The sequence below is a fragment of the Roseovarius gahaiensis genome, from assembly GCF_011601345.1.
Classification (GTDB): domain Bacteria; phylum Pseudomonadota; class Alphaproteobacteria; order Rhodobacterales; family Rhodobacteraceae; genus Roseovarius; species Roseovarius gahaiensis.
Map to the genome: position 1 here is coordinate 44,576 of NZ_JAAORB010000014.1, position 14,734 is coordinate 59,309.

Here is a 14,734-nt window from a genome sequence, read left to right on the forward strand (position 1 = left end):
GAGCTATGCGCCTTGCAAAATGGCGATAAATCGGTCGATTTCGTCTTCGGTGATCGACCAGTCGCAGACAAGGCGCATGGGCAGGGGCGCATCCGGGTCGCCATGATCCAGTGGGCCACCGTTCAGGCCATAGACCGCACCCGCCGCGTGCAGGCGTTGATGCAGGCGGCGCGGCAGGGTGGCGAAAATCATGTTGGCCTGCGGCTCGGCCAGAAAATGGCAGTCTGGCACAGCGCGCAGCCCGTCGGCCAACCGGGCGGCCTTGGCATTGGCTTGGCTTGCGGAAGTGAGCCACAGATCGTTTTCGAGGTAACCAAGCATTTGTGCTGCAAGGTAGCGGTTTTTCGACATCAAATGCCCGGCGCGTTTGCGGCGCAGCTCAAACTCCCAGCCGTGCTTGGGCTGGAAGAAAATCACCGCCTCAACCCCAAGACAGCCGTTCTTGGTGGCCCCAAAGCTGACCGCATCAATGCCGGCCTTCCATGTCATCTCAGCCGGGCTGCAGCCAAGCGCGACAAGCGCATTGGCAAAGCGCGCGCCGTCAAGATGCACAGGCAGGTCATGGGCGGCGGCGGTTTTGGTCAGGGCCGCCAGCTCGTCCAGCGAATAGAGCCGGCCCATTTCCGTGACTTGGGTCAAAGACAGCGGCCCCGGCTGTGCAACATGCACGACACCGGGCCCGGACGCGGCCAATGTGGCTGAAAGATCGGCGGCGGTCATCTTGTCGGCTGTGCCGACAAGGGTCAGCTTTGTGCCGCCTGTATAGAATTCGGGGGCATTGCATTCATCGCAATGGATATGCGCCAGCGGTGTGCAATAAATGGTTTGCCAAGGCTGGGTCAGGGTCGACAGGGCCAAAGCGTTGGCCGCTGTGCCGGTGGTGACAAGGTGCACACTGGCCTCGGGGGCTTCGAAAAGGTCGCGCAAATGGTCACGGACCTGATGCATCAGCTCATCGGCGCCGTATGAGGCGGCAAAGCCGGTATTGGCCTGCGATATCGCCTCGATCACCTGAGGATGCGCGGGGCCGCAATTGTCGGATTTGAAATTCATGTGCCGGGTTCCTCGATCAGGTGGTCTTCCCAGTCGTCGTCTGAGACTTCGAATTCCGGCACGGTGCGGCTTAGCATGGATACGCCCGCATCATGCACGGATTGCGGATCGCCTGAAATCAGCGGGTGCCAATCATAGAGCGGCTTGCCGTTGTGCAGCAGCTTGTAGGCGCAGGTTTCGGGCATCCAGTAGAGGTGGCCCTGAAGGTTGCGCGCCGTTAGTGTGATGCATTCGGGGACGAATTGATGGCGGGTCTCATATTGCGCGCAGCGGCAGGTGGTATCGTCGAACAGGCGACAGGCAACGCGGGTCAGCGCGACCTCGCCGGTGTCTTCGTCCTCCAGCTTGTTGAGGCAGCATTTGCCGCAGCCGTCGCACAGCGCTTCCCACTCTTTGCGGGTCATTTTATCAAGCGGGGTGGTTTCCCAATAGCGCGGGCGCAGGCCACTGCGGTCGATGGGATCATCTGTTGTCATAGCGATTCAAGTATCTCGCGGGCCTTGGCACAGTCGGCGTCCATCTGGGCGATGAACGCGTCGAGGCTGTCAAAGGTTTCTTCAGGGCGCAGGTAATCGACAAGGGCCACCGATAATTCGGTGCCATACAGATCGCCCGAGAAATCAAACAGGAAGGTTTCCAGATTGGGCAAGTCGCCGTTGAACATGGGCCGCACACCCAATGACGCCGCGCCATGGTAATGGCCCGCATGGGGACCATCCAGCACATCGACCAGCACGGCGTAGACCCCAAACCGTGGCGGGTGCAGCCCGGCGATTGACATGTTGGCGGTGGGATAACCCAGTTCGCGGCCGCGTTGTTCGCCACCTTCGACGGGCCCGTCAATGCGGTGCCAATGGCCCAGCATGGCGGCGGCATCACGCGGGCGACCATCGCTAAGCGCCTGACGAATGGCGGTCGAGGAGACCTGACCTTTTCGCCCAGCCAAAAGGTCGGCGATGGTGACGCCAAAGCCCATGTCGTGGCCAAACCGTTCAAGATCGCGGGCGTTCCCGGCCCGGCCTTTGCCAAAGCAGAAATCGGACCCGACAACGACGTGGCGCAAGCCAAGCCCGCTTGCAATGACATTGTGGGCGAAATCGTAGGGGGACAGCGCGGCCATGGCGGCGTTGAAATTCAACTCGTATAGCGTGTCGATCCCCAGCTTTTCCAGCCGATGGGCGCGGGCCTCAGGGCTCATCAGGCGAAACGGGGGCGCGTCGGGGGCGAAATACTCGCGCGGGTGCGGCTCGAACGTCAGCACGCCCAACGGCGCGTTCAGCGCTTCGGCGTGGCGGCGTGCGATCGTGATCACGGATTGATGGCCCAGATGCACGCCGTCAAAGTTTCCGATGGCGACAGAGGCGCCCCGGTTGGCTTGATCCAGATAGTCGAAGTCGCGAACAATTTGCATGGCGCAGGCCTAGCCCCAACTGCGGTGCGGTGCAAGCGGGACGCGGCGATGATCAGCCTGTCAACGCGCGCGGCACGATGAAATCAACGGCCTGCCCGCTCCCGGGGGTCAGGTCGCCCCAGTCTGTGATGGGAAAATCGGCGACCAGCGTCGCGCCGGTGGGGTAATCATCAAAGCGGTCATGCGTGGGGGGCGTGGCAACAAGGCTACGTGCAAAAGCGGAAATGCCGGGATGATGGCCCAGCATCAGAACGGTTTGTCCGCTGGCGGTGCGCAAAGCCTTGAGCATGATGGCGGGGCTGGCGTGATACAGCGCGTCGGAAAACTGCGCGGGCGCGTCCAGCCCCAGCCTGTCAAACGTGTCGCGCGTGCGCACCGATGAAGAACTGAGAACCCGATCGGGCAGGTAACCCTGCGTGCGCAGCCAATCCCCCAAGGCGGTGGCCGAACGTTGGCCACGGCCATTCAGCGGGCGGGCGTGATCGGGCTGTGCGGGGTCGCCCCAACTTGATTTCGCGTGCCGCATGAGAATCAGTCGACGGGTCATTTGAACGCTCGCATATGGAAGGCCGATTGCGCCTCGAGCCTGCCATGGGTCTGGCTGACGGGGCAAGCGCGGCGCACCGCACAGCCGCGCGACACGCAATCATTGCCGACACGATCAAGATCAACTTTGCAAGCGGCCACGTCATAGCCTTGCGGCGACAACGCATTGACCGGGCAGGCCGATAGGCAGGGGCGTGATGTGCAACTGTCGCAAGGGTTGGGCGGGGGTGGCGGCACCTCGACGTTGTGGGCAAAACCAAGCGCGCCGCGATACGACACCATCAGCCCTGCCGCATCGTGCACCATCAGCCCCACGGGTGAGACATGCGCGCGCCCGCTGTCCAAGGCCCATTGCAGAAAAGGCTGCCATGGCGGGCCGCCAAAGGGGTAATACGCCTGCGCGCCAAGGTCTTGGGCCAGCCCGTTGATCACGCGCGTTGACCAACGGTCCAGCGGGTCGGGCTGGCTGTCTTGGTATTCGGGGGTGGCGGTGAACCGTGGCCAGAAGCCCGGCTCATGCGGGCCAAGCAAGATCAGGGTTTCGATGCCCTCTGGCAGGCTGTTGGCCTGTGTCACACCCCCGAAAATATCCAGCCCTGCGGCATGGGCGGCTTGGGTGATCTGGGGCAGGCTGACGGTGGTCATTTTGAACGGATCAAAGATCCGGCGCCGTGTTCGGTGTAAAGTTCCAGCAGCACGGCATTGGGCGCGCGGCCATCAAGGATGACCACAGCGCGCACCCCGCCTTCGATTGCGGCAAGGGCGGTTTCGGTCTTGGGAATCATGCCGCCGGCGATGGTTCCGTTCATGGTCATTTCGCGAATCTGGTCGTCGGTCAGTTCTGTCACCACCTCGCCCGAGGCATCGCGCACGCCGTCGATATCGGTCAGCAGCAGCAGCCGGTCGGCCTTGAGTGCGGCAGCCACGGCCCCGGCAGCGGTATCGCCGTTGATGTTGTAGGTTTCCCCGTCGTGGCCCGTGCCCAAGGGGGCGATCACCGGGATTGCATCGTCACGGAACAGGGTATGCAGGATGGCAGGATCAACCTGTGAAGGATGACCGACAAGGCCCAATGCGGGATCGGCAGGCTCACATTTGATCAGGTTGGCGTCTTTCCCCGACAAGCCCACCGCGCGGCCGCCTTGTGCGTTGATCGCCTGTACGATGCGCTTGTTCACCCGGCCCGACAGGACCATTTCCACAACCTCCATCGTTGCGGCGTCGGTCACGCGCTTGCCGCCGACGAAGTCCGACTTGATGTTCAGCTTTTCCAGCATCTCGTTGATCATCGGCCCGCCGCCATGGACGATCACCGGGTTCACACCCACTTGCCGCAGCAGCACCACATCACGCGCAAAGGTTTCCATTGCCTCGTCGCTGCCCATGGCGTGACCGCCGAACTTGATGACAACGACAGCGCCATCATAGCGCTGCAGATAGGGCAAAGCCTCGGAGAGGGTTCGGGCGGTGGCGATCCAATCGCGGTTCATTTCACGTTTCTTCATCATGGCTGTCCTTCGGGTCCGTCCGGTTATGGGTGCAACCGCAGTGGCCTTCAAGGGGGGATTGAGTGGCGCGCCTCAGACCTTGGTGGCTGACACGGGCGGGGTGACGGCGCGGCGCTTCAGGCGGGCCTCGCGCCAACTGATGAAACTGACCGACCCGACGATCACCAGACCGCCCAAGACAACGAACAGGTCAAAGCCTTCGTCGAACACCAGCGCGCCCAAAAGCACCGCCCAGACAAGTTGCAAGAAGGTGATGGGCTGCGTCACCGCCAGCGGTGCCGCGCGGAACGCAAGCGTCATGGTATAATGCCCGGCGGTCGCGAAACAGGCGACGCCCGCCAGAATGGCCAGCTCAGGCCATGTGGGCGTGACCCAGTTCATCGCCGCCAGCGGTGCAAGGCCGATGGTGACCGTGATCGACAGCATCGCCACCACGATCCCGGCGCTGGACTGGGCCGAGGCGCGTTTGGCGATCAGGTAGGACGCGCCGAAGAAAACGGCGGTGAACAGCATCGCCAGATGGCCGGGGCCAACCTCGCGAAAGCCGGGGCGCAGGGTGATCAGCGCCCCGATCAACGCCGCGACCACCGCCATGATGCGCCGCAGCGCCAGCGTTTCGCCCAGAAACAACGCCGCGCCAAGCGTGACATAAACCGGCGACAGGTAGTTCATCGCGGTCACATCGGCGATGGGAATGCGTGCCATGGCATAAAACCACAGCGCCACCGCCACGGTATGCGCAACGCCACGGCCTAGAAACAACGTCCATGTCGTGCGGTCAAACTGGGCGCGGCGCAATTGCCCAAGCACCGGCAGCAGAAAAACAAGGCCCAGAGAATAGCGTAGAAACGCCGCCTGTGGGGCGGGAATGCGAGTGCCCAAGACTTTGACCATGGCCGTCACGCCGACAAACATAACGCCGGTGACCACCATCCAGAAAATGCCCCATCCGGGGCGGGTTGTTTGTGCTTCCATGCCCGCATTAACACTGCCCTTTCCGGGAATGTCGAGCAGGTTTGCGGCATGCGCGCTATCGGTTGCGCAAATGGGTCAACAGGGTTTGTGACGGGTAGCCATCAGCAGCCACGCCAATGGATTTCTGAAAGGCCCGGATCGCGTTGACCGTATTGGGCCCGGCGATTCCGTCGATTTTTTCCAGCGGATAGCCCTTGCGCCGCAACAGGCGCTGCATCTGCTTGCGCTCGTCAAAGCTGAGCGGCTCGTATCCGCGCGGCCAACTGGCCTGAATTGGCGGGCCACCGGCAATGCGATCGGCAAGGTGGCCCACGCCAAGCGCATAGGAATCGGCGTTGTTGTAGCGTTTGATCACGTCAAAATTGGCAAACACCATGAACGACCCGCCTTGCGGCCCGGCCGGTTGCAGGATGCGCGCCGCGCCAAAATCGCGCACGGGCTGACCGTTTGTCCCGACAACACCCCGCGCCGCCCAGTCCGAGGGCATGCGCTTGGTGTTGCCAAAGGATGCACCGCTTGGCACCCGCACCTCAACGCCCCAAGGCATGCCTGTGCGCCAGCCGAACCGTTTCAGATAGGCCGCCGTCGAGGCCAGCGAATCGGTCGGATCGTCCGACCAGACATCGCGTTTGCCATCGCCGGTGAAATCCACCGCATAGGCCTGATAGGAGGTTGGAATAAACTGTGTATGGCCCATCGCCCCGGCCCATGAGCCTTTCATGTCGCGTGGGGCCACATCGCCGTTTTGAAGGATTTTCAACGCCGCGATCAGTTGTTTTTCGAAAAACGCGCCGCGCCGTCCATCATAGGCCAGCGTAGCCAGCGCGTCGATCAGCGGGATATCGCCGCGCCGTTCGCCATAGGTGCTTTCCATGCCCCACACGGCGGTGACCACCTCTTTTTCGACGCCGTAATGCGACTCGATCCGGTTCAGGGCGCGGCGATAGCGGCGCAGCGCCTTTTTGCCGTTGTCCACGCGCACCGGGCTGGCCGCGTTGTCCAGATAATCCCAGATTTCGGATTTGAATTCCGATTGGTTGCGATCCTTGTGCACCACATCAGGCCGGTATTGTGCGTTGCGAAACGCCGCATCAAAAACGCGCGCGTTGATGCCTTGTGACACCGCGCGACCGCGAAAGCCGTTGATCCATTTGTCAAACGCCGCGTTCGAGGTCGAGACCCGTTCAACCGGCGCAGTGCCGACACGGGCCAGATCCTCTGGGCGCAAAACAGGGCGCAGGCTGCGGATAGGTCGATCTATCGAGATGACGGCAACATCTGGCCCCATGGTGCCGGGCCGCACCTGCGGCCTAAGCGACGTTTCAACCGCCGCGGCATGGGCTGTGGCCCCGATCACCATACCTGCGATCGCTGTGCAGAAACCCCTGATACGCATTGCTCGATCCTGCTTTTATTTTTCCATATCCTAGCCCGAATGGATGAAATTCAAAAGCAATGATGCAACGATGCAGGCGGTGATGTGCCGATTGTTTCGGAAATGACAGCAATCAGCGGCGCTTGCGCTCGATCTTGCGCTTGGTCTTGGCAGCTTTGTGTTTCGCCTGTGCCTGTTTGCGGCGCGGGGGGCTGCCGCGTCCACGCGACCCGCCTTTCGGCAGGGTCTTGCCGTCGATGCTGACCAGTTCCAGCGCGATCCCGCCCGTCACCGGCGCGGCCTGCGACAGTTTGACTGTCACCCGTTGGCCAAGGGCGATGGTCAGCCCGGTGTCCGAGCCCATCAGCGTGCCGGCGTCGCGGTCGAAATGGAAAAACTCGCGCCCAAGGCTGCGCACCGGGATCAGCCCGTCGGCCCCGGTTTCATCCAGCCGCACGAACGCGCCGAACTTGGCGATGCCGTTGATCCGTCCGGTGAATTCCTCGCCCACGCGTTCCGACAGGAAGGCGGCAAGGTAGCGGTCGTTGGTGTCGCGCTCGGCGGTCATCGACCGGCGCTCGGTGTCCGAGATATGCTGCGCCGTGTTATCCAGCCGTTCAATGTCTTGGGGGCGTAACCCGTCATCGCCCCAGCCATGCGCCGAAATCAGCGCGCGATGCACCACCAGATCGGCATAGCGCCGAATGGGCGAGGTGAAATGCGCATAGGCCTGCAAGGCCAGCCCGAAATGCCCAAAATTGCTGGGGGCGTAATAGGCCTGTGTCATGGCGCGCAGCGTCGATATGTTGATGACTTCGGCGTGATCGGTATCCCCCGCCGCATTCAAAAGCGCATTGAGATGTGCAGTTTTCAGAACCTGACCCTTGGCCAGCGTCAGGCCCGCGGCCTCGGCCACGTCACGCAGGGTTTCCAGTTTTTCCGGCGATGGTTCTTCGTGAACCCGGAACAACAGGGGGGATTTCTTGGCGATCAGGGTTTCGGCGGCGGCCACATTGGCCAGCACCATGCATTCCTCGATCAGTTTGTGCGCGTCCAGCCGTTCGGTAAAATTGACCGACAGCACTTTGCCCTCGTCGCTCAGCACCACCTTGCGTTCCGGCAAATCCAGATTCAGTGGCTGGCGGCGTTTGCGGGCGCTTTCAAGCGCGGCATAGGCGGCATACAGCGGGCGGATCACGTCCTCCATCAGCGGGCCGCACTTGTCGTCGGGCGCGCCGTCGATCGCCGCTTGCACCTGCTGGTAATTCAACGACGCGGCCGAGCGCATCAGCCCGCGCACGAAATAATGCCCGATCTTGTCGCCTTGTGCGTTGATCTGCATGCGCAGCGCAAGGCAGGCGCGCGGCACGCCTTCGTGCAGGGAACACAGATCGCCTGACAAACGGTCGGGCAGCATCGGCACCACACGGTCCGGGAAATAGCTGGAATTGCCACGCTTGCGCGCCTCGCCGTCCAGCGCGCTGCCGGGGGTCACGTAATGGGCGACATCGGCAATCGCCACCCAGATCACATGCCCGCCGTCGTTCTTGGGGTCGTCATCGGCATGCGCCCAGACCGCATCGTCGTGGTCGCGGGCATCCCACGGGTCGATGGTGACAAGGGGCAGATCGCGCAGGTCTTCGCGGCCCTTGAGGCCTGCGGGCTTCATGCGGTCGGCCTCGGCGATCACATCGTCGGGGAATTCATCGGGAATGCCGTGCTGGTGAATGGCAATCAGCGACACCGCCTTGGGGGCAGACGGGTCGCCCAGACGTTCAAGGATACGCGCACGCGGCAGGCCCATGCGACCCTTGGGCCCGGATTGTTCGGCCTCGACCAGCTCGCCATCCTTGGCACCGCCGGTGGCATCAGAGGGCACATGCCATTCCTTGCCGTCGCCTTTGTCGATGGGCACGATCCGCCCGCCTTCTTCGCGTTTGCGGAAAATGCCCAGCACCTTGCGGGGGTTGGTGCCGATCCGGCGGATCAGGCGGGCGTCGTAATGGTGATCCTCGCCCTTCACTTCTTGCAGGCGGGCCAGAATGCGGTCGCCCTCGCCCAAGGCCGGATCGCTGGCGCGTGGGATCAGCAGAACGACGGGTTCCACCCCTTCGCCGTGCCATTCCAGTGGCTTGGCCAGCAATTCACCATCCGATGTCTGACCAGATACCTGCAAAACACTGACCGGCGGCAGCTTTTCGGGGTCGCGATAGGTTTTCTTGCGCTTTTCCAGATGCCCTTCGGCCTCAAGCTCTTTGAGCACACGTTTCAGATCGATCCGCGCAGCGCCCTTGATGCCAAAGGCCTTGGCGATGTCGCGTTTCGAGGTGAGGGTCGGGTTATCGGAAATCCATTGCAGGATTTCGTCTTTGGACGGCATCTGGCTCATGCGCGTGCCCTAGCACGAATACAAATCGTGTGCCATGTCGGAAAACACCCGCATCGCAGGATCGTGCGCTTCTTCTGTTCATAAATATCCCGGGGGAGGCGCCGCATCGCGGCGGCGGGGGCAGCGCCCCCTGCAACAGCGATTTCAGGTGACCCCGCTCAGGGCAGATCGGCGGCGCTGTCCACGTCGTTCAGCGTGTCGGTCAGCCCGATGCGCAGGCCCGGCAGGCTGGCGATACTGTCGGCCAGCGTGTGCTCGCTTGACCAGCGCACGTCGCGGAACAAACCGGCGGGCGGCGGGGCGGTGCGTTTCATCCCAACCAGCCAAAAACCCCCATCCGGGGCCGGGCCAAACACCGCGTCATTGGCCCCTAGCATGGCAAAGGCCCGCGCCACATGCGCCGGGCCAAGGCCGGGGATATCGCCGCCCACGATACAGACCGGGCCGGGTGGCAGAATGCGCAGAAGGCGGCCCATCCGATCGCCCAGATCGCCGGGCCCTTGCGCGATGCGCGGCAGATGCGCGGGCCAGACCCGACTGCGTAGCCCGGCCTGATCAGGCGCTACGGCCAGCACCAGATGCCAGCGCGGATCGTCCAGCCGCCGCAGCAGCCCGGCCACCTGATGGCGAAACCACCACGCCGCGTTTGTCATGCCGATATCGCGGCCCAGCCGGGTTTTGACCCGGCCGGGTTTTGGCTCTTTCACCATCACGACAAGCTGGCGGCGTGCGGGTGTCAAAGCGCGCGCTCCATGTCGCGATGCGGAATGCCGGCGTCAAGATACTCTGGCCCGAAGGCGCGAAACCCCAGTTTTTCATAAAATCCGATGGCATGGGTTTGTGACCCAAGGCGCGCGCAGGTGATCCCCGGCTGTTGCGCTGCATGGGCAAGGCAAGCGCGGATCAGCCCCGCGCCAAGCCCCGTGCCGCGCATCTTTGGCAGAACGCAAACTCGGCCAATCTTGGCGATATCGCCCTTGTAAAGGATGCGGGCACAGCCCATCGGTTGCCCGTCTTGTCGTGCAAGAATATGGCTGGCCTGATCGTCAAGCCCGTCTTGTTCTTCGGCCATGCTGACGCCTTGTTCGCGGATGAACACCGCCGCGCGCAGCGCCAGACAGGCGGCGATGTCATCTGTCGGGCCGATATCCGTGGTCATGCGAAATAGTCGTGCAAAATGCGCGTGTAGATGTCTTTCAGGCGCGGGATCAGGGCGACTTCGACCCGTTCATCGACCTGATGCATCGTGCGCCCGACAAGGCCGAACTCGACCACCGGGCAGTGATCCTTGACGAACCGCGCGTCAGATGTGCCGCCGGTCGTGGACAGTGCGGGCGTCAGGCCGGTTTCGGCCTGCACGGCGTGCGCGACCAGATCCGACAAGGGCCCCGGCGGGGTCAGGAAACTTTCGCCCGAGACTTTAACCGACATCTCGCCCGCGATACCGAATTCCTGTGCGACGTTGTCCAGTTCCGATTGCAACCAGTTGATCAGCGTGGCGCTGTCATGGGCATCGTTGAACCGGATGTTCACCGTGGCCCGGCATTGCGCGGGGATCACGTTGGTGGCCGGATTGCCGGTGTCGATGGTCACCACGGCCAGTGTCGAGGGGTCGAAATGGTCGGTGCCGTCGTCCAGCGTGTGGCTGGACAGGCGGTCCATCAGCCGCGCCATGGCAGGCAGGGGGTTGCGGGCGCGGTGCGGATAGGCAGCGTGGCCCTGTTCGCCGGTCAGGGTGACCCATGCCGTCAGTGACCCGCGCCGCCCGATCTTGATCATCTCGCCCAGAGTGTCGGGGCAGGTGGGTTCGCCCACAAGGCAGGCATCCATTGCCTCGCCCTGATCGGCCATCCAATCCAGCAGGGCGGCGGTGCCGTCTATGGCGTCGCCTTCCTCATCCCCGGTGATGGTCAGGATCAACGCGCCGTTTTCGGGCGGAGTGTTGGTGACAAAATCAATGGCCGCCGCCACAAAAGCCGCAACGCCCGATTTCATGTCGGTTGCGCCGCGGCCCCACAAAAAGCCGTCTTTCTGGTCAGCGCCGAACGGCGGCACTGTCCACGCCGCCTTGTCGCCAAGCGGTACGACATCGGTATGGCCATTGAAGCCAAAGGTTTTCGCCGCGTCCTTGCGGCCCCATCTTGCGAACAGATTGCTGACCTCGCCGCGATCGACGCGGGTGCATTCAAACCCCGCGGCGCGCAGGCGCTCCTCAAGCAACACAAGTGCGCCGCCCTCGTCGGGTGTGACCGACGGGCAGCGAACCAGTTCGGCGGTCAGGGCGATAGGGTCTGTGACAGAGTGGGGCATTGGGGCCTCGGCGCGGTTGGCGATCAAATCTTTGGGCTTGCCTAGCGCGCTTTGCGGGCAAGCGCAAATACCACAAGATGAAGGGCACCGCATAAGCCACTGGCGAAACAGGCTTAACAGCGCTGCGTGATTGTGTTAATTCTTGGGTAATAATAACCCGAGGCAGGGCAAAAGACAGCAGGACCGAAAAGGCCTGCGCGCAATCGAGCGGACATCAACGCAATGTCCATCCATAGTGTCAGTGGCATCAGTGCCGGTGACATCTGACGCGCTGCGCTTTTGCGCTGTCCCGCATTAATGAGTGTTGGGCAGACGATATGGTGACACCTGCAGACCTTCCGATCAACACATCGGCCAGCGCAATCGACATGGCCGAGGCGATTTTCGGCGACGGTGTCACGGTCGTCAACGCCTCCTACACAGGGGCGACTGGATCGTCGGGGATTTACAGCAACGCAGACAGTATTGCCCCCGGTGTGACCCCATCCGATAGCGGCGTCATCCTGTCGACGGGCAATGCCGGGGATATCACCAATTCGACCCCGCCCAGCTGGGCGTGGTGGCTTCAGAACAATTCAAACCAGAACACCAATACGTCAACGGACACCTCGGGTCTGGACAATGATCCGCTGTTCAATGCCGCCGCGGGCACCAATACTTATGATGCCTCATTTATGGATGTTGATTTCATTCCCACCGGCGACACGATGACCATGCAGTTCGTGTTCGCCTCCGAGGAGTTTCCCGAATATCAGACCGGGATTTATCAGGATTTCGTCGGTGTTTGGGTCAATGGCCAGCAGGTTGAATTGTCGGTTGGTGATGGCGATGCGGACCCCAACAATCTGAACGCCACGTCGAACGAAAACCTTTACGTCGATAACACAAACGACCAATACAACACCGAGATGGACGGGTTCACGGTGACCATGACCCTGACCATCCCGGTGGTGCCTGATGATGTGAACTCGATCCGCATCGGGATCGCGGATGTCGTTGACAGCCAGTATGATTCCAACCTGTTGATTGCGGGCGACAGCGTCCAGACCACGCTGGTGGCGATGGATGATGCGACGACGCTGTATCCCGACGGGTCGAAAACCGTGGATCTGTTGGGCAATGACATCAACAATACCGGCGGCACACTGGCCATCACCCAGATCAATGGTCAGGACGTGGTGTCTGGCGATGTTGTCACGCTGGCCACAGGCCAGCAGGTGCAGGTCAATGGCGATGGCACGGTCACTTTGCTGGGCGATGGTGAGATCGAGAACGTCAATTTCACCTACGAGGTCAGCAGCAGCACGGGGCAGAGCGATACAGGATTCGTCAATGTCGACTCAGTGCCGTGTTTCGTGGCGGGCACGTTGATCGATACGCCTGATGGCCGCGCACCGGTGGAAACGCTGGTGCCCGGCGATATGGTGATGACCAAAGACGATGGGCCACAACCCTTGCGCTGGATCGGGCGGCGCGATGTGCCTGCGCGTGGCAATTTCGCCCCTATCCGTATCGCTGCTGATACGTTTGGCCGCCATGACACGGTGTTGCTGTCACCGTTGCACCGGGTTTTGATCCGCGACAGTCTGGCCGATATTCTGTTTGGCGAACCCGAGGTTCTGGTGGCGGTCCGTGATCTTGTGAACGATCATAGCGTGCGGCGCATCGAAGGTGGGACCGTCAATTATGTGCATCTGCTGTTCGACCGGCATCAGGTGATCTATTCCGGCGGGTTGGAAACCGAGAGCTTTTTGCCCGGCCCGCAGACCACCAGCAGCTTCGAGGCAGAACTGGTTGCGGAAATCTGTGCCTTGTTCCCCGAGATCGACCCCGAAACCGGCCAAGGCTACAGCCCGGCGGCGCGCCGCTGCCTCAAACGGTTCGAGGCGCAGGTGTTCGTGCGCCGCGCGCGGGTGGCCTGAGCCATGGGCTGGGTCGCCATCGCCGATCACCGTGGCGGCCGGTTTGCCGCGAATGGCTTGGTGCCGCATGCGGGACAGGTGACGCCAAGCGCGGCTGTGGCGGTTGACGAGACCCGCCTGATGCCGCGCGGCACATTGCTGTTGGAAACCTGCCTGTCCCCCGACGGGCGGCCACAAACCTTGTTATCGTTTCAACGCAACCATCCTTGGCCGGGAAGTTTTTCGTTGCGCGCATTGCCCGGCGGCGGGATCGTTTTGGTGGAAGCCCAAGGCGACGATATCCGCCATGCGACCTTGCCGCACAACCCCGAAGGGCGGCTTGATACGGTGCGCTTGACCTATTCTTGGGATGCTCGGGCACAATGGGGGCAATTGACGCTGGAGCGACCTGAAAGCGGTGTGATCCATTCGATCACTTTGCCGCCACCGCATCCGATGGTGATGGCGGAAATCGCCGCGATTTCGACCAACCCGCGCAGTCGCGAGATGGATCGCGATGTGGCCTTTTTTGCCGTGTCCGACGCGATAGAGCCCGTGGGCCCTATGCCGACACTGACTAGCCGGGTGCCGATCGCCACAACCATGGGAGACCGCGATGCCGCCAGTCTGCGCCGGGGCGATGTGGTGATGACCGATGCAGGTGCGGCGGTTCCGGTGTTGCGCCGGGTGTCGCGCACGGTGCCGGCCTTGGGCAGTTTCCGCCCTGTGCGCCTGCGCGCGCCCTATTTCGGGCTGCAACGCGATATCGTGGTTGCCCCCCAGCAGCGATTGGTGATCGGCGGTAGCGAAGTTGAATATATGTTTGGCCGCGAAGCTGTGCTGGTGCCCGCGCAATATTTGGTCAATGGCGTGTCCGCGTTTTATGCCAGCGGGCCGGATCTGGTGACCTATACACATCTGTTGTTGCCCGGACACGAGGCAATCATGGCGGCGGGCTGTGCCGTGGAAAGCCTGTATGTGGGCCGTTTGCGGCGCAAGCCCGAGCATCTGGCCTGTTCGGTTCTGGCACAGTTTGACCGAGCGCGGCTGCCGGAACACGCCAAGCCGGTCTGGCCGGTGCTGAAACCCTTTGAGGCGATCACGCTGGCGATGGAGCGGGCCGCCTGACGACGCCATGCGCGGGGCTGCTTGTCGCGCCCTTGCGTGCGCGCCGCGCCAGAGCGGGGTGTCTAGAGCGTGTCGCGTTTAATCGGTTTTGTATCCTGCTGCCTTGAAGAAGTTGTAGCATTCCTCGTCGGTGAAGAG

Annotated in this window: 14 protein-coding genes; 2 read left to right on the top strand and 12 right to left on the bottom strand. The window is 62.3% G+C overall.

What is annotated here, in order from left to right:
• Positions 1–3: 3 nt before the first annotated feature.
• The 12 genes from HAT86_RS09150 to dapE form a co-directional block, all read right to left on the bottom strand.
• Entirely contained in the window at positions 4–1,053 is a 1,050-nt protein-coding gene (locus tag HAT86_RS09150) for a threonine aldolase family protein (protein ID WP_167196203.1), read from the bottom strand.
• Complete coding sequence (locus HAT86_RS09155) at positions 1,050–1,529, bottom strand: YcgN family cysteine cluster protein (protein WP_167196206.1); 480 nt, start codon at positions 1,527–1,529, stop codon at positions 1,050–1,052. The genes HAT86_RS09150 and HAT86_RS09155 overlap by 4 nt, the downstream gene beginning before the upstream one ends.
• Positions 1,526–2,464 carry a bifunctional riboflavin kinase/FAD synthetase gene (locus tag HAT86_RS09160; RefSeq protein WP_167196209.1) on the bottom strand — a complete coding sequence of 313 codons (939 nt, stop codon included), beginning with the start codon at positions 2,462–2,464 and terminating at the stop codon, positions 1,526–1,528. Before HAT86_RS09160 ends, HAT86_RS09155 begins: the two co-directional genes overlap by 4 nt.
• Positions 2,465–2,516: 52 nt before the next feature.
• Complete coding sequence (locus tag HAT86_RS09165) at positions 2,517–3,011, bottom strand: SixA phosphatase family protein (RefSeq protein ID WP_167196212.1); 495 nt, start codon at positions 3,009–3,011, stop codon at positions 2,517–2,519.
• Positions 3,008–3,655, bottom strand: coding sequence for a ferredoxin (locus HAT86_RS09170; protein WP_167196214.1), 648 nt, complete (start codon positions 3,653–3,655; stop codon positions 3,008–3,010). The genes HAT86_RS09165 and HAT86_RS09170 overlap by 4 nt, the downstream gene beginning before the upstream one ends.
• Positions 3,652–4,515 carry an acetylglutamate kinase gene (gene argB, locus HAT86_RS09175; RefSeq protein ID WP_167196217.1) on the bottom strand — a complete coding sequence of 288 codons (864 nt, stop codon included), beginning with the start codon at positions 4,513–4,515 and terminating at the stop codon, positions 3,652–3,654. Before argB ends, HAT86_RS09170 begins: the two co-directional genes overlap by 4 nt.
• A gap of 75 nt (positions 4,516–4,590) precedes the next feature.
• On the bottom strand, positions 4,591–5,493 hold the full coding sequence (locus tag HAT86_RS09180) for a DMT family transporter (protein ID WP_167196220.1): 903 nt from the start codon (positions 5,491–5,493) through the stop codon (positions 4,591–4,593).
• Positions 5,494–5,548: 55 nt separating this feature from the next.
• Positions 5,549–6,889, bottom strand: a complete 1,341-nt coding sequence (locus tag HAT86_RS09185) for a lytic murein transglycosylase (protein WP_196780565.1) — start codon at positions 6,887–6,889, stop codon at positions 5,549–5,551.
• Positions 6,890–7,001: 112 nt separating this feature from the next.
• Complete coding sequence (gene rnr / locus HAT86_RS09190; protein ID WP_167196223.1) at positions 7,002–9,257, bottom strand: ribonuclease R; 2,256 nt, start codon at positions 9,255–9,257, stop codon at positions 7,002–7,004.
• Positions 9,258–9,415: 158 nt separating this feature from the next.
• Complete coding sequence (locus HAT86_RS09195) at positions 9,416–9,967, bottom strand: TIGR04282 family arsenosugar biosynthesis glycosyltransferase (RefSeq protein WP_167196244.1); 552 nt, start codon at positions 9,965–9,967, stop codon at positions 9,416–9,418.
• Positions 9,968–9,993: 26 nt separating this feature from the next.
• Complete coding sequence (locus HAT86_RS09200) at positions 9,994–10,416, bottom strand: GNAT family N-acetyltransferase (protein ID WP_167196226.1); 423 nt, start codon at positions 10,414–10,416, stop codon at positions 9,994–9,996.
• On the bottom strand, positions 10,413–11,567 hold the full coding sequence (dapE, locus tag HAT86_RS09205; RefSeq protein ID WP_167196229.1) for a succinyl-diaminopimelate desuccinylase: 1,155 nt from the start codon (positions 11,565–11,567) through the stop codon (positions 10,413–10,415). The genes HAT86_RS09200 and dapE overlap by 4 nt, the downstream gene beginning before the upstream one ends.
• A 317-nt stretch (positions 11,568–11,884) precedes the next feature.
• Here dapE and HAT86_RS09210 point away from each other — a divergent pair, with 317 nt between their 5' ends.
• Both HAT86_RS09210 and HAT86_RS09215 read left to right on the top strand, forming a co-directional pair.
• Entirely contained in the window at positions 11,885–13,489 is a 1,605-nt protein-coding gene (locus HAT86_RS09210) for a Hint domain-containing protein (protein WP_167196232.1), read from the top strand.
• 3 nt (positions 13,490–13,492) lie between these two features.
• On the top strand, positions 13,493–14,596 hold the full coding sequence (locus HAT86_RS09215; RefSeq protein ID WP_167196235.1) for a Hint domain-containing protein: 1,104 nt from the start codon (positions 13,493–13,495) through the stop codon (positions 14,594–14,596).
• The last annotated feature ends 138 nt before the right edge of the window (positions 14,597–14,734 follow it).

What these genes read in the sequence shown, in the direction of transcription:
- HAT86_RS09170 (WP_167196214.1), bottom strand. Translation starts at nt 3,655, where the DNA reads ATGACCACCGTCAGCCTGCCCCAGATCACCCAAGCCGCCCATGCCGCA.
- HAT86_RS09185 (WP_196780565.1), bottom strand. Translation starts at nt 6,889, where the DNA reads ATGCGTATCAGGGGTTTCTGCACAGCGATCGCAGGTATGGTGATCGGG.
- HAT86_RS09200 (WP_167196226.1), bottom strand. Translation starts at nt 10,416, where the DNA reads ATGACCACGGATATCGGCCCGACAGATGACATCGCCGCCTGTCTGGCG.
- HAT86_RS09165 (WP_167196212.1), bottom strand. Translation starts at nt 3,011, where the DNA reads ATGACCCGTCGACTGATTCTCATGCGGCACGCGAAATCAAGTTGGGGC.
- HAT86_RS09195 (WP_167196244.1), bottom strand. Translation starts at nt 9,967, where the DNA reads ATGGTGAAAGAGCCAAAACCCGGCCGGGTCAAAACCCGGCTGGGCCGC.
- HAT86_RS09180 (WP_167196220.1), bottom strand. Translation starts at nt 5,493, where the DNA reads ATGGAAGCACAAACAACCCGCCCCGGATGGGGCATTTTCTGGATGGTG.
- argB (WP_167196217.1), bottom strand. Translation starts at nt 4,515, where the DNA reads ATGAAGAAACGTGAAATGAACCGCGATTGGATCGCCACCGCCCGAACC.
- HAT86_RS09210 (WP_167196232.1), top strand. Translation starts at nt 11,885, where the DNA reads ATGGTGACACCTGCAGACCTTCCGATCAACACATCGGCCAGCGCAATC.
- rnr (WP_167196223.1), bottom strand. Translation starts at nt 9,257, where the DNA reads ATGAGCCAGATGCCGTCCAAAGACGAAATCCTGCAATGGATTTCCGAT.
- dapE (WP_167196229.1), bottom strand. Translation starts at nt 11,567, where the DNA reads ATGCCCCACTCTGTCACAGACCCTATCGCCCTGACCGCCGAACTGGTT.
- HAT86_RS09155 (WP_167196206.1), bottom strand. Translation starts at nt 1,529, where the DNA reads ATGACAACAGATGATCCCATCGACCGCAGTGGCCTGCGCCCGCGCTAT.
- HAT86_RS09160 (WP_167196209.1), bottom strand. Translation starts at nt 2,464, where the DNA reads ATGCAAATTGTTCGCGACTTCGACTATCTGGATCAAGCCAACCGGGGC.
- HAT86_RS09215 (WP_167196235.1), top strand. Translation starts at nt 13,493, where the DNA reads ATGGGCTGGGTCGCCATCGCCGATCACCGTGGCGGCCGGTTTGCCGCG.
- HAT86_RS09150 (WP_167196203.1), bottom strand. Translation starts at nt 1,053, where the DNA reads ATGAATTTCAAATCCGACAATTGCGGCCCCGCGCATCCTCAGGTGATC.